Source organism: Yinghuangia aomiensis (assembly GCF_039542225.1).
GTDB classification, from domain to species: domain Bacteria; phylum Actinomycetota; class Actinomycetes; order Streptomycetales; family Streptomycetaceae; genus Yinghuangia; species Yinghuangia aomiensis.
The window spans coordinates 252275-266751 of record NZ_BAABHS010000011.1 but is presented as its reverse complement, the minus strand read 5'-3'; the positions used below and the strand labels follow the sequence as shown (position 1 = coordinate 266751).

Genomic DNA, 14477 nt, shown 5'->3' with positions numbered 1-14477 from the left:
GCCGGGGCGCTGACGCGCCCCGGCCGCCCGGCCGTTCGTTTGAGAGACGGCTTTTTGAGAAGAGGGGATGAGGCCAGGGCGCCAAGGGAGAGGAGTCAGTGGGCCCAAGGCCGAGAGGGAGCGCGGGCTGAGTCGCGGGTCTGGGTCGGGGGCGGGGTGTGGCCCGGGGCCCGGATGTCGGCCGGAGGCCGGGTGTTGGGCCCGAGGCCTGGGCGGCAGGCCGGGTGCTGCCCGGGCGCCGGCGCTGGGGCCGGATGTCGGCCGGGGGAACGTCCGTGGGTGGGTGTTCGGGTTGGGCGTGGTTGGGCGGCTTGAGGATGGCGGTGTCGGGGTGCGGGTCAACTGCCGGTGTGGCCGAGGCGGTCCATGAGGATGGCGCCGCCGGTGGTGAGTTCCAGACCGCCGAAGCGGTTCGGTTTGGCGTAGGTGAAGGTGATGGACTCCTGGAGCGGGATCATCACGACGTCGTCGGCGGTGACCTGGGCGAGCTTGGTGTAGGCCGTTTTCAGGGCCTCGGGGGTGGTGGCTGCGCGGCTGGCTTCGAGGGCGGCGTCGGCGGCGGGGGACTTGTAGCCGAGCCAGTTGTTGGGCGAGCCGCTGTGCAGCGTGTTCCACAGGAGGGGTTCGCCGGGGGTGGCGATGTTGTAGTAGACGGCCTGGTAGTCGCGGTTGACGAGGACCTTGGCGGTGAGCGCGCCGATTTCGACGGTGGACACGCGGGCGGAGATACCGGGGATCAGGTTCCACTGCTGCTGCAGGTACTCGGCGGTCTTGGAGCTGTTGGTGCTGGCCGGCATGAGCAGCGTGAAGTCGAGGGTCTTGCCGTCCGCGGCGAGTTGTCTGACGAGGTCGGCGGCCTGCGCCTTGTCCTGGGTGCGGGGCGGCACGGCGGCTTGGTCGATCTGCGTGGACGTGGCCGCGAACAGGCTCTTGGGCGTGACGACTTGGCCGTCGTACATCATCTTCGTGAACGCGTCCGGGTCGAGCGCCAGCGCGAGCGCCTTGCGGGCGCGGGGGTCGTCGAACGGCGGCTTGGCCATGTTGAACAGCACGCCGCCGGGGCCGTTGAGCGCCATCTCGGTGACGTCGAACCCGGCGTTCTTGGCCGCGGAGGCGTTGCGCGCGTCCAGGGTGATCGCCATGTCCGCGCCGCCGGTGGAGACGCTGTTGAAGGACTGCTGCTGGTCGGTGATGGTCCGGAAGGTGACCTCGTCGAGGTAGGGCTTGCCGGGCTGCCAGTAGCCGGGGTTGCGGACGTAGGTCTGGTGGTCGCCCTGCACCCATTCCTTGAGCGTGAACGGCCCCGCGCCGACCGGTTTGCGGGCGAAGCCCTGCGGGTCCTTCTGATACGCCGTCGGCGAGACGACGTAGGCGAGGTGCGCGGCGACGACCTGGTCGAAGCGCGCGTTGACCTGCGCGAGGCTGATGTCCAGGGTCCGGGCGTCGACCACCCGGGTGGTCACGCCGCGGAGGGAACTGCCGTACAGCGAGCGGGCGGCAGGGTCGGCCATGCGGTCCCACGTGAACTTGACCGCGGCGGCGTCGAGCACGGTGCCGTCGGAGAACTTCACGCCGTCGCGGACCACGAGTTTCCAGGTGCGGCCGCCGTCGGGAGTAGTCAGGGATTCGGCCAGCTGGGGCTTGACCTGGCCGGTCTTGGCGTCGCCGTAGACCAGGACGTCGTAGAGGGCGTTGAGGCGCGAGTAGTCGGCGACGCTGGACAACGTGCCCGTGAAGGGGTCTAGGCCGCGCGATTCGGTGACGATGTTGACGGTCAGCGAGCCGCCGGTTCGGGCGGTCGCGCTGGTGAGTCCGTCGCCGGGCTGCTTGCCGGACTTGCCGCCCGACGAGCCGCCGCAGGCGGTGAGGGCGAGGGTCAGAACCGCGGCGGCGGCGCCGAGCCGGGCCGCGAGCGTTCTCCGGGGAATCCGAGGGGGCACCGTACACACTCCTTGTCGCCGTGGGGCGTCGGGCTGCGTTCGCGGTGGGGCGGATCGGAGTCGGATCGAAACGAGATCCGGCTCCGGTCGGAGCGGGAGAGGGATCGGGGAAACAAGCGGAGGCGCTTTTATACTATCTTTGCCGGTGAAATACTAGCGATCTCGGATGGCGGGGCAGTCCGGCGCGGCGTCGCGGCCGACCGCGTTTGTCGCGGGGCCGTCCGAGGCGGATCGTGGTGGGAGAGGCACGTTTTCCCATGGCCGAACGCACCAGTCACGAAGCCGCCGCAGCCTCGTCGGGCGAGGCGAGCGGTGCGGTGATCCGCGCCGAGGGGCTGACCAAGGTCTACCGGCGGACGGACTTCGCCGCCGTCGACCGCCTGGACCTGCACGTGCAGCGCGGCGAGATCTTCGGCCTGCTCGGCCCCAACGGCGCCGGTAAGACCACGACGGTCGGCATCCTCACGACGCGGGTGATCCCGACCGCGGGACGGGCATTCGTGGGCGGCGTCGACGTGGTCGCGCATCCCGCGCTGGTCAAGCAGATCATCGCGGTGGTGTCGCAGCAGAACACCCTGGACCGAGCGTTGAACGTGCGGGACAACCTGTTCTTCCACGGCCTGCTGTTCGGCATGTCGGGCCGCGCGTCGCGGCGGCGCGCCGACGAGTTGCTCGACCGGTTCCGGCTCGCGAAGTGGGCGCGCTCGTCGGTGTACGAGTTGTCCGGCGGGATGGCGCAGCGGCTGCTGGTGGCGCGGGCGATCTTCCACCGCCCGGCGGTGCTGTTCCTCGACGAGCCGACCGCCGGGCTCGATCCGCAGGGGCGGCTGGCGCTGTGGGAGGTGCTCGGCGATCTCAACCGGGCCGGTCAGACGATCCTGCTGACCACGCACAACATGGAGGAAGCCGACCGGTTGTGCGACCGGGTGGCGATCATCGACCACGGGCGCATCCTGGCGCTCGGCACTCCGGAGGCGCTGAAGCGCGGAACGGGGGCGGACACGGTGGTGACGGTCCGGGTCGCGGACGGTGCGCCCGGTCTGGGCGATCTCCTGAAGCGCGAGATTCCCGGCGCGACGCGGGCCCGGGTGTCGGGGCGCACGGTCGAGCTGGAGGTGGGGGACGGGGGTTCCGACCGGCTGCTGCCGCGGGTGCTGGGGGCGGCGGAAGGGGGCGGGTTCGACGTCGTGGACCTGTCGGTGGCGGGGACCACGTTGGAGACGGTGTTCATCGGACTGACCGGGAAGGAGTTGCGGGACTGATGGCTTCTTCCGCGGCGGCGCCTGCGCCTGAGCCCCGGGGTGTGTCCGCGTCCGTATCCGCCTCGTCGGCGGTGGGCGGGGAGGAGTTGCTGCCGATTCGGCCGCCGCGGTCGGCGGCCGCGGCGTCGTGGACCGCGTTGGGAGCGCTGATCCGGCGTGACCTGACGGTACTGGGGCGGAATTTCGTGGAGTTCGCGGCGCGGACGGTGATGCAGCCGCTGTTGCTGGTTTTCGTCTTCCTCTACGTGTTTCCGACCATCGGGCAGGGCATCGGCGGGAGTTCGACGTCGCCCGGGGAGTCGGGGTTCGCCACGGTGCTGGTGCCGGGGGTGGTGGCCATCTCGATCATGTTCCAGGGCATCCAGTCGGTGGCGATCCAGATGTCCCAGGAGTTCGGCTACACGCGGGAGATCGAGGACCGGGTGCAGGCGCCGTGTCCGATCTGGCTGGTGGCGGTGGCGCGCGTGCTGTCGGGGTCGTGCCAGGCGCTCATCTCGGCGGCGATCGTGTTCCCGATTGCGGCGGTGGTGCATGCGCCGGGGGTGGAGCCGGACTTGCATGTGCACTGGCCGATCGTGGTGACGATCGTTCCGCTGGCGTGTGTGGCGATGACGTCGCTGGGGCTGGTGCTGGGGACGTCGTTCGAGCCGCGGAACATCGGGCTGATGTTCGGGTTCGTGGTGCTGCCGTTGGTGTTCCTCGGTGGGACGTACTACCAGTGGACGCGGCTGTCGCCGGTGCATGTGGGGGGCTTCCACTGGCTGCAGGTGCTGGTGCTGGCCAACCCGCTGATTTATGTGGCGGAGGGGATGCGGGCCGCTTTCACGGAGGCTTCACATATGCATCTGTATGTGATTTATCCGGTGTTGGTGGGGTTTTGCGTGCTGTTCCTGGCGATCGGGCTGCGGAACTTTCGGCGGAGGGTGTTGTCGTAGGGTTTTGGAGCGGTCGTTCGGGGAGGGCTTGTGAGCCGCGCGCGCTCGGGCCGCCGCGGGGGGCGGCAGGGCGGATGCCCGCGGCGGCCGAGGTCCGTTGCCGGTCTGAGAAGTGGGTCCCGGGTCAGAGGTCGGAGAGTTCGTCGACCAGGTCGTCGAGGCCCAGGGAGCCCTGGGAGAGGGCTGCCATGTGCCAGGTCTTGAGGTCGAAGGCGTCGCCGTGGCGGGCCCGGGCGTTTTCGCGGCCGAGGAGCCAGGCGCGTTCGCCGAGCTTGTAGCCGATGGCCTGGGCGGGGATCGTGAGGTAGCGGGTGAGTTCGCTTTCCACGAAGTCGGCGGGGCGGCTGCTGTGCGCGGCGAAGAACTCCTCGGCGAGTTCGGGGGTCCAGGTCTCGCCGGGGTGGAACGGGGCGTCGGCGGGGATCGGCAGTTCCAGGTGCATGCCGATGTCGACGATGACGCGGGCGGCACGCATCATCTGGGCGTCGAGGTAGCCGAGGCGGTGCTCGGGGTCGGTGAGGAAGCCGAGTTCGTCCATGAGGCGTTCGGCGTACAGCGCCCAGCCTTCGGCGTTGGCGCTGACCATGCCGATGGTGGCCTGGTAGCGGGACAGGTCGGCGGCCACGTGCGCCCACTGGGCGAGCTGCAGGTGGTGGCCGGGGACGCCCTCGTGGTACCAGGTCGAGACGAGGTTGTAGACCGGGAACGAGGTGCGGTCCATCGTCGGGAGCCAGGTGGCGCCGGGGCGGCTGAAGTCCTCGGACGGGCTGGTGTAGTACGGCGCCGCGGCGCTGCCGGGCGGGGCGATGCGGGCTTCGACTTTGCGGACGCGTTCGGCGAGTTCGAAGTGGGTGCCGTCGAGGGCTTCGATGGCTTGGTCCATGAGGCCTTGCAGCCAGAGGCGGACTTCTTCGACGCCGTCGATGTGGGTGCCGTGCTCGTCGAGGTGGGCCAGGGCCGCCCAGGGGGTTGCCGCGTCGGGGAGGATCTTGTCGGCTTCGTGCTGCATTTCGCCGCGGATGCGGTGGTATTCGGACCAGCCGTAGGCGTAGGCCTCGTCGAGGTCGAGGTCGGTGCCGTTGAAGTAGCGGGACCAGCGGGCGTAGCGGTCGCGGCCGACGGTGTTCGGGGAGTCGGCGACGGCGGGGGCGTAGACGTCGCGCATCCAGTCGCGGAGGTCGACGACGGCGGCGGTGGCGGCTCGGGCGGCTTCGTCGAGTTCGGCGCGGCGGGAGTCGGGGCCGGCGGCGGCGAAGTCTTCGAACCAGCCTTGGCCGTTGCCGGTGTCGGCCCATTCGCCGAGTTGGCCGATGAAGGTGGTGGTGGGGCGGGGGCCGGCGTGGAGTTTGCGGTCCAGGCCGAGGGCGAGGGAGGCGCGGTAGCCGGCGAGGGTGGCGGGGACGGCGCGGAGGCGTTCGGCTACGGCGGCCCAGTCTTCGTCGGTTTGGGTGGGGGTGAGGGTGAAGACTTCGCGGACGGAGTGGATCGGCGTACCGAGGTTTCCGACGGCGCGGAGGCCTTCGTCGGCGTCGTGGAGGGCGAGTTCGGCGGTGAGGCGTTCGCGGAGGAGGCGGGCGCAGCGGCGTTCGATGCCGGTGTCCGCGCCGGGGGTGCGTTCGGCTTCGTCGAGGCGGGCGAGGGTGTGGCGGGCGAGGGCGGCGGTGGCGGCTTGGCCGGTGGGTGAGAGGTCGGGGAGTTTGCCGAAGCTGTCGCGGACACCGAGGAAGGTGCCGGTGATGGGGTCGAGGGTGATGAGGGCTTCGACGTAGGCGTCGGCGATTTGGCGGGGCAGCTGCGGGGGGTCGGGGGTCGGGAGGGGCTGGGGGGTGTTGTCATCGGCCATGAGGCCATCTTGGTAGGTGGTGAGGTGGGAGTCATCAGGGCGCGGGGGGTGTCTGCTTTCAGCGGAATGCGGAGGAGTTGGCGGGTGGGTGGCTGGTCGGGGTGACGAACCCCGGAGACCGCTCCGGTCACGGAGTCGGCAGCCGCACCGGGACGCGTTCCGATCGACGGTGCCGGACGATGGGGTGCGGGCCGGGCGCCTCTCCTCGGCGGGCCGGCCACCCCGCGCGCACGGCCCGCTCCGCGCCGGGCGGGGGTCAGCGGGGGGTTTGCGGGAGCAGGGTCAGGTAGCCGGGGAGGCGGTCCACGGTCTTTTGGGGCAGCCGGGTTGTGTGGGTGGTTTCGGTGAGGTGGTCGTGGATGGTGAGGAGGTATTTGCCGTCCTGCCAGATGAGTTCCGCGGAGTACATGGCGACGGTGTCCGGGGGCACTGGTGTGTCTCGGGGTGTGGTTTCGGGGGGCGGGAGTGTCGTCATGAGGTGACCTTGTCCAGCCAGGCGGTCCAGGCGTCGGTTTCGGTGGCGGTGTCGACGGGGCCGTAGCGGTGGTGGCCGATCCAGAGGGGCCAGTTCCAGGACGCGCCGTTGTAGAAGCGGTAGAGGCCGTCGGTGGTGCGTAGGCCGAGGAAGTCGGTGTCGCGGTAGTCGATGACGGCGTCTTGCGGGGGCATGCCTTCGGGCGCGAAGACGACGTGGTCGCCTCGGCCTTTGGTGTCGGGGACGCCGATGGCGTGGAGGATGCGGGTGAATTGGGTGGTGGCGTCGGGGGTGGGGGCGGGGCGGTCGGCGCGGATGTAGGCGGTGGGCAGGCCGTGGAAGTGGGCGAGGTACTCGTGGAGGGAGTGGTGGTAGAAGTCGGCGTAGCGGGTGGCGGCGTCGGCGCGGGTGTTCCAGCCGTCGTCGGGTTGGCCTTCGTGCACCCAGTGGATGGACATGTGCAGGTGGGTGGTGGTGTGCGTGTCGTGGGGCTTGAGGTCGTAGGAGAGGGTGTTGGAGAAGCCGGTGTGGTCGGCGTAGCGGCAGGCGAAGGTGCGGGGCGGGTTCCAGGCGGTGACGGTGGCGGGGCCGCGGGAGACGGTGCCGCCTACGCGGGGTTCGACGTCCATGGGGTAGAGCCAGCCGCGGGTGCCGGGGGCGGTGGCGACGGCGTGCCAGACGGCGTCGGGGGTGGCGGGGAGGATGTGGTCGCGTTCCAGGAGGAATTCGGCGGGCATCGGCGGTTCGTTCCCTTCGTGGGGTCAGTAGGTGATGGGGAGGGTCCGTAGGCGTCGTTGGAGGGGGTTGGTGTGCCAGGTGAGGTCCTCTTGGGGCACGGCCAGGCGGAGGTTGGGGAGGCGGCGCAGCGTGGTGGCCAGGGCGATGCGGGTTTGGAGCCGGGCCAGGGGGGCGCCGAGGCAGAAGTGCGGGCCGTGGCCGAAGGTGAGGGGGCGGGCGGCGCCGGGGCCGGTGGCACGGGTGAGGTCGAGGCGGTCGGGGTCGGGGAATCGGGTCTCGTCGTGGTTGGCGGATCCGAGGAGGAGGTAGACGAGGTCGCCGGCGGGGAGGGTGTGGCCGGCGAGGGGGGCGTCTTCGGCGACGACGCGGATGATCGCCTGGGTGGGGGTGTCGTAGCGGGCGAGTTCGTCGACGGCCGCGGCGGTGAGGCCGGGGGTTTCGCGGAGCAGGGCGAGTTGGCGGGGGTTGCGGAGCAGCGCCAGGAGGCCGTTGCCGAGGAGGTGGGTGGTGGTCTGGTCGCCCGCGGTCACGAGCATGAAGCAGGTGGACAGGAGTTCGTCGTCGGTGAGGCGGTCGCCGCGGGCTTGGGCGGCGGTGAGGGCGCTGATGATGTCGTCGCCGGTGCCGCCGCGGCGGGCGCGGATGAGGCTGCCGAGGTAGTCCTCGAAGGCGATGACGGCGGCTTCGGCGCGGTCGATGTCGCCGGTGATGTCGCCGAGGACGTGGAACCAGTCGGCGACTCGGTCGCGGTCGGCGTCGGGGATGCCGAAGAGGGCGCAGACGACGGTGATGGGGAGGCGTTCGGCGACGTCGGCGATGTAGTCGGCGACTCCGCCTCGGGTTTGCGGGGCGTCGAGGAGGTCGTCGGTGATCTGCTGGATGCGGTCGCGGAGTTGTTCGACGCGGCGGGCGGTGAAGGCTTTGTTGACGAGGCCGCGCAGGCGGGCGTGGTCGGGCGGGTCGGTGTTGGTCATGACGCGGCCGAGGCGTTCGGTGAGCCGGCTGAGGGCGCGGAGGCCGCCGTCGCGGGCGAACAGGGCGCTGGTCATGCGGTCGCGGTCGTTGGACAGGCGCAGGTCGGCGAGGGCGGTTTCGATGTCGGCGTGCCGGCTGACGTACCAGACGCCGTGCGGGGTGCGGTGGACGGGACGGTCGCGGCGGAGCGCGGCGTAGGTGGGGTAGGGGTCGCGGAGGAAGGCCGGGTCGGCCATGGCGGACAGGACCGGGTCCGGCGGGGCTTCGGCGGCGGGGGCGGCTGCCGGGTCGTCGGTGGTGGAGGTCACCGGGGGCTCCTGTTCAGTGGTCGGCGGCGCGGTCCATGGCTTCGGCGAGGCTGCGGGGGCGCATGTCGGTCCAGGTCGCCTCGATGTGGTCGAGGCAGGCCTGGCGGGTGTCTTCGGGGTGGGCGGTGCGCCAGCCCGCGGGGACGTCGATCGAGGCGGGCCACAGCGAGTACTGGTCTTCGTGGTTGACGAGGACGAGGTAGCGGGCGTCGTCGTCTTCGAAGGGGTTGGTGGGGGCGTCGCTCACGGGAGTTCCTTTCGGTTTCCGGCAGGGTTTTCCGTGCCGGGTGGGGTGTGTTTCCGGGCCACGCGGTCGAGTTCGGCGGCCAGGACGGGGCCGATCTGGGCGAGGGAGCCGGGCTGGGTCATGCGGTCGTGGCGGGTGGCGACGTCGTGGGAGGTCACGTGTCCGGCCACGTAGGGCTGCCAGGCAGGGGCGCCGGGCGAGTCGGCCTCGCGGTCGATGGTGGAGTTGAAGAGGAGAAGGTCGCCGTGTAAGCGGGCGGGGGCGAAGTCGAGGGCCAGCCGCGCGTTGTTGATCATGATGGCGACGACGGCTTCGATGTGGTGCGGTTCGAGACCGGCCAGGGCGCTGCCGCGGTTCCGGAGGATCTCCGCGACGTGTTCGAAGGTGACGGGGCCGGGGCCGAGTTCGTCGGGGTTGCAGTCGAGGATGCCGACGAGGACGTCGCGTTCGGTGGGCACCGGGGGCTCGTCGAAGTCGACTTCGCCGACCGGGTAGGCGTCGAGGATCGCGAGGAGGGCGGTGTCCTTGCCGCGGTGGTGGAGTTCGACGGCCATGGCGTGGGCGATGAGGCCGCCCGCGGACCAGCCGAGGAGCTGGTAGGGGCCTTCGGGTTGGACACCGATGATCTGGTCGACGTAGTCGGCGGCCATCTGCTCGATGGTCGTGGGCCGGGGTTCGGGGCGGGCGAGGCTGCGCGCTTGGAGGGCGTAGACGGGCTGGTCGGGGCTGATGTGGTTGATCAGGCCGCAGTACGACCAGCTGATGCCGCCGCCGGGGTGGACGCACCACAGGGGTAGGCGGGTGCCGTGCGGGCGGAGGGGCAGGACGACTTCGAAGGCGTCGTCGCGGCTGTCGACGTCGAGGCGGGCGGCGAGGCCGGCGACGGTGGGGGCTTCGAACAGGGTGCGCAGGTTGAGGGGGACGCCGAGGGCGTCCTTGATGCGGCCGACGAGGCGGGCGGCCAGCAGGGAGTGGCCGCCGAGGGCGAAGAAGTCGTCGTCGATGCGGACCTGTTCGCGGTCGAGGACATCGGCGAAGAGGGTGCAGAGCATCTGCTCCTGAGGGGTGCGGGGCAGGCGGCCGTCGGAGGTCGCGCCGTCGTCTTCGGGGGCCGGGAGCGCGGCGCGGTCGACCTTGCCGTTGCGGTTGAGGGGCAGGGTGTCGAGGACGACGAAGGCGCTGGGGATCATGTATTCGGGCAGGGTGCGGCGGAGGCGGGAGGCGAGGGCGGCGGTGTCGAGGGGTTCGCTGTCGGATGCCACGGCGTAGGCGACCACCCGCTTGTCCCCCGGCCGGTCCTCGCGGACCAGGACCGCTGCCCGCGCGACCTCCGGGAAGTCGGTCAGGGCCGTTTCGATCTCGGCGGGTTCGAGGCGGAAGCCGCGGAGTTTGACCTGGTGGTCGGCACGGCCCACGAAGTCCAGGCCGTCGGCGGCGCGGCGGCGGGCCAGGTCGCCGGTGCGGTACATGCGCTCCCCCGCGGGGCCGTACGGGTCGGCGACGAACCGGTCCGCGGTGCGCCGCGGGTCGCCGTGGTAGCCGCGGGCCACGCCGTCGCCGGCGATGTACAGCTCGCCGACGACGCCGGGCGGGACGTGCCGGAGGGCCGCGTCGAGCACGTAGAGCCGCATGCCGGGCATGGGGCGGCCGATCGGCACCGGGTCGTCGGTGGCGGGGGTGGTGGTGGGCGGCGAACGTGGTGGTCTCGGTGGGGCCGTAGCCGTTGACCACGACGGTGCCGGGGCAGGCGGCCATGACGCGGGCGACCGCGCCGGGCGGGACGACGTCGCCGCCCGTCCACACCTCGGCGACGCCGGTGAAGCACTCGGGGAGGCGTTCGGCGACGATCTGGAACAGTCCGGCGGTCAGCCACAGTCCGGTGACCCGGTGGCGGCGTACGACGTCGCGAAGGTCGTCGGCGTCGAGGTGGCCGGGCGGGGCGACGACGATGGTGCCGCCGCCGAGGAGCGGTGCCCACATCTCGTAGGTGGAGGCGTCGAACGCGGTCGGCGCATACAGCAGCACGCGCTCGTGGGCTCCCCCGCGCCAGGTGGGTGCCAAGGCGAGTGCGGCGACGTCGTGGTGGGTGACGGTGATGCCCTTGGGCTCGCCGGTGGATCCGGAGGTGTACATGACGTACGCGGCGGATTGCGGGTGCCCGGCCGGTGCGGGGGCGGCGGCGGCCGGTGCGCCGGTGCGGCGGGCTTCGTCTTCCAGGGCGCCGAGGACGTCCTGGGTGAGGAGCACCCGTGCGCCGGTCTGGCGCATGATCAACTCGACGCGTTGGGAGGGGAACCGGGGGTCGAGGGGGACGTAGGCGGCGCCGGCTTTGACGATGGCGAGGACGGCGGCGACGAGGTCGGCCGAGCGGTCCAGGAGGAGGGCGACGGCGTCGCCGCGGCCGATGCCTTGGGCGGCGAGGGCGTGCGCGAGCAGGTTGCTGCGCTCGTCCAACTCCCGGTAGCTGAATGATTTTTCGCCATCCTGGACGGCGGTGGCGGTGGGGTGGGTGCGGGCTTGGCCGGCGAAGAGGGCCGGGAGCCAGGCGTTGTCCGGGACGGCGCGGCCGGGGGCGGTCGCGGTGGCGTCGGCGAGTTCGGCGGTGTCGAGGAGTTCGGCGCTGCCGATGCGGGCGGCGGGGTCGGTGAGGACGGCCCGCAGAAGCCTCGTCCAGCGGGTGACCAGCGTGCGGACGGTGTCCGCGTCGAACAGGTCGAGGGCGTACTCGACGGCGCCCGCGATGCCGTCGGGGGTGCCGTCGGCGGTGTGGCGTTCTTCGAGGGTGAGGGTGAGGTCGACGCGGGCGGTGCCGGTCGACACCGGCAGGGGCGTGGCGTGCAGACCGGTGAAGCGGAACTCGCCGGACGGTGCGTTCTGCAGGGCCAGCATCACCTGGAAGAGCGGGTGGTGGGCGAGGGAGCGCACCGGGTTGAGGGTCTCGACGAGGTATTCGAACGGGACGTCCTGGTGGGCGTAGGCGGCCAGTGAGGCGTCCTTGACGCGGGTCAGGAGGTCGCCGAACGACGGGTCGCCGGACGTGTCGGTGCGCAGCACGAGCGTGTTGACGAAGAAGCCGACGAGGTCGTCGAGGTTGTCGTCGGTGCGTCCGGCGATCGGGCTGCCGACGGGGATGTCGGTGCCCGCGCCCATGCGGGTGAGCAGGGCGGCGAGTCCGGCCTGGAGGACCATGAACATGCTGGCGCCGTGTGCGGCGGCCGCGTCGCGGAGCAGCGCGTGCAGGTCGGCGTCGATGGTGACCGGCAGCACTGCGCCGCGGCGGGTGGCGACCGCGGGGCGCGGGCGGTCGGCGGGCAGGTCGACGCGGTCCGGCAGGTCGGCCAGTGCCTCCTTCCAGTAGGCGATTTGGCGGGCGAAGCGGCTGGTGGTGTCGTCGTCGCGGCCGAGGAGTTCGCGTTGCCAGAGGGTGTAGTCGGCGTACTGCACGGGCAGCGGCGCCCAGTCCGGTGTGTCGCCGTGGCAGCGTGCGGCGTAGGCGGCGGCGAGATCGCGGGCGAGCGGGCCCATCGACCAGCCGTCGCACGCGATGTGGTGCACGACCAGGAATAGGACGTGCTCGGTGGGTGCCGCGGCGAACAGCACGGCGCGGAACGGGGGTTCGTGCTCCAGGTCGAACGGTGCGGCGGCGTGTTCGGCGATCGGGGCGTCGGGGCCTTCGTCCGGCAGCGGGATCACCGGCAGGTCGGGCTGTGCGGTGGCGAGGACGTGCTGGTACGGCATCCCCGCGTCGGCGCGGAAGACGGTGCGGAGGCTTTCGTGGCGGGCGGTGACGTCGCCGAGTGCGGCGTGCAGCGCGGCGCGGTCGAGCGGTCCGGTCAGGCGCAGCGCGAACGGCATGTGGTAGGTCGCGGCGGGGCCGTCGAGTTGTTGGAGGAACCACAGGCGGCGTTGCGCGAACGACAGCGGCAGCCGGTCGGGGCGCTGCTGCGGGGTCAGCGGTGGGCGGGCCGGCTGCGGGTTGCCCGCGTCCGACAGCCGGGCCGCGAGGCCCGCGACGGTCGGGGCTTCGAACAGGGCGCGCACGTCCGTTTCGACGCCGAGGGTGGCGCGGATGCGGGAGGCGAGGCGGGTGGCGAGCAGTGAGTGGCCGCCGAGGTCGAAGAAGCTGTCGTCGATCCCGACCCGGGCGATGCCGAGGACGGACGCGAACAGGTCGGCGAGGACTTGTTCCTGCGGGGTCCGCGGCTCGCGTCCCCCGGCGTCGGCGGCGTGCGGGGCGGGCAGGGCGGCGCGGTCGAGCTTGCCGTTCGCGGTGTACGGCAGCGCGTCGACGACCACGAAGGCCGACGGCACGAGGTGCTCGGGCAGCCGCTCGGCCAGCCAGGTGCGGAGGGCCCGCGGGAGGGCTGCGTGGGAGTGCGCGCGGGTGGGGTCGTTGGTGAGGGGACGGGGGCGGGTGACGACGGGAGGTGTCGGGCTGCCGGGTCGGTGGGCGCGTGCCGGGGCGTCGGCGGCGCGGTGGCCGGACCCGACGACGGCCACCGCGCGCTGCGGTGCGGCGATGCGGCGGTGGTCCCGGGGAGCGGTCCCGTTCGGGGCGAATCCGCAGCCGCTCCACGCCGCGGTCATCGCCGCGCCGACCGCGGCCGGATCGTCCGCGAAGTACACGTCGACGGTGTCGTTGTCCTCCGGCGACCACGTGGTGACAGCCGTGCAGCCGTGGCGCCCGGCGAGCGCGGGAAAGGCGTCCGGTGTCGGCCCGGCGGGGTCCGCCCCGCGGTGCGCGTCGGCCTGGGCGCGTGCGGTGATCTCTCCCGCGCGCTCCCCCTCCGCGCTTTCCGCCAAGGCACGTTCCGCGGCCGCGTCGGCGGCGAGGCGGGTGTTCGGCACTCCGCGCACGCAGAGGACGGCGCCGGGAACGCGCGCCGCCAGCAGTTCGGCGACGGCTGCCAGGCCGCCGTCGTTCCACGATGCGACGGTCACGGCGTGGGCGTGGGCGTGGGCGTAGGCGTCGGAGACGGATCGCTCCGACGTCGGCACGGTCGGGGTCGGCACGGTCGGGTTCGGCACGGTCGGGGTCGGCACGGCCGGGCTCTGCCCGGTGGCGTCCGCGGCCGCACGGGCCGGACCCGAATCCGCGACGGAGTCCCCCGCCGCCCGCCGCACCACCACGTCGTACCGGTACCGGCTCAGTTCGTTGTCGTAGCCCTCGGGCTTGCACGCCACCCGCACCGACGCGACTTCGGGCAGCCGGTCGCGCAGCGCGTGGAACAGCTCGGGATCGACCAGCAGTTCCTTCTCGCCGCGGAGGGCCTGTTCGGTCGCGTGCCGGACCTGGGCCGCGGTGGCGTCCGGTCGGGCGCGGCGCAGGTGGACAGCCGTCACCATGCGCCGGTGCAGGCGCAGGTTGCGGACGTCGCCGACGAACAGCGAGCCGCCGGGGGCGAGCCGGGACACCAGCCCGTCGAGCACCTCGGCGAGGTAGTCGCCGGACGGGAAGTACTGGGCGACGGAGTTGAGCACGATCGTGTCGAACCCGTCCGCGGGCAGGCCGTCGAAGTCGTGCGCGGGGCGGGTGCGCAGTTCCACGCGGTCGCGCAGGTCCGGGTCGGCGGCGACCCGGGCGGTCAGCGCGTCGATGGCCGTGGCGGAGAAGTCCGTGGCCAGGTAGCTCGCGCAGTGCGGGGCGATGCGGGACAGCAGCAGGCCGGTGCCGACGCCGATCTCCAGGACGCGGCGGGGGCGCAGGGCGAGGATGCGGGCGACCGTGCCGTCCCGCCATGCCCGCATGTCGGC

General features: G+C 72.2%; 8 protein-coding genes and 2 pseudogenes. 2 read left to right on the top strand and 8 right to left on the bottom strand.

The window, feature by feature from the left end; genetic code table 11:
- Window positions 1–338 precede the first annotated feature (338 nt).
- Window positions 339–1940, bottom strand: coding sequence for an ABC transporter substrate-binding protein (locus ABEA93_RS17695; protein WP_345676534.1), 1602 nt, complete (start codon window positions 1938–1940; stop codon window positions 339–341).
- A gap of 257 nt (window positions 1941–2197) precedes the next feature.
- On the opposite strand from ABEA93_RS17695, the gene ABEA93_RS17690 reads away from it, so the two are divergent.
- Together ABEA93_RS17690 and ABEA93_RS17685 are read left to right on the top strand one after the other, a co-directional pair.
- Window positions 2198–3202, top strand: coding sequence for an ABC transporter ATP-binding protein (locus ABEA93_RS17690; protein WP_345676533.1), 1005 nt, complete (start codon window positions 2198–2200; stop codon window positions 3200–3202).
- Between the two features lie 71 nt (window positions 3203–3273).
- Entirely contained in the window at window positions 3274–4137 is an 864-nt protein-coding gene (locus ABEA93_RS17685) for an ABC transporter permease (protein ID WP_345676532.1), read from the top strand.
- Between the two features lie 124 nt (window positions 4138–4261).
- On the opposite strand, the gene ABEA93_RS17680 is transcribed toward ABEA93_RS17685, so the two are convergent.
- The 7 genes and pseudogenes from ABEA93_RS17680 to ABEA93_RS42145 all read right to left on the bottom strand — a co-directional run.
- Entirely contained in the window at window positions 4262–5980 is a 1719-nt protein-coding gene (locus ABEA93_RS17680) for a DUF885 domain-containing protein (protein WP_345676531.1), read from the bottom strand.
- A gap of 256 nt (window positions 5981–6236) precedes the next feature.
- Entirely contained in the window at window positions 6237–6455 is a 219-nt protein-coding gene (locus ABEA93_RS17675; RefSeq protein ID WP_345676530.1) for a hypothetical protein, read from the bottom strand.
- Entirely contained in the window at window positions 6452–7192 is a 741-nt protein-coding gene (locus ABEA93_RS17670) for an SRPBCC family protein (protein ID WP_345676529.1), read from the bottom strand. Before ABEA93_RS17670 ends, ABEA93_RS17675 begins: the two co-directional genes overlap by 4 nt.
- A gap of 24 nt (window positions 7193–7216) precedes the next feature.
- Complete coding sequence (locus ABEA93_RS17665) at window positions 7217–8476, bottom strand: cytochrome P450 family protein (protein ID WP_345676528.1); 1260 nt, start codon at window positions 8474–8476, stop codon at window positions 7217–7219.
- 13 nt (window positions 8477–8489) lie between these two features.
- Window positions 8490–8696, bottom strand: a pseudogene (locus ABEA93_RS17660) (MbtH family protein); the annotation flags it as partial.
- A 23-nt stretch (window positions 8697–8719) separates the two neighbouring features.
- Complete coding sequence (locus ABEA93_RS17655; RefSeq protein WP_345676546.1) at window positions 8720–10354, bottom strand: thioesterase domain-containing protein; 1635 nt, start codon at window positions 10352–10354, stop codon at window positions 8720–8722.
- A gap of 97 nt (window positions 10355–10451) precedes the next feature.
- Window positions 10452–14435, bottom strand: a pseudogene (locus ABEA93_RS42145) (condensation domain-containing protein); the annotation flags it as partial.
- Window positions 14436–14477: the final 42 nt, after the last annotated feature.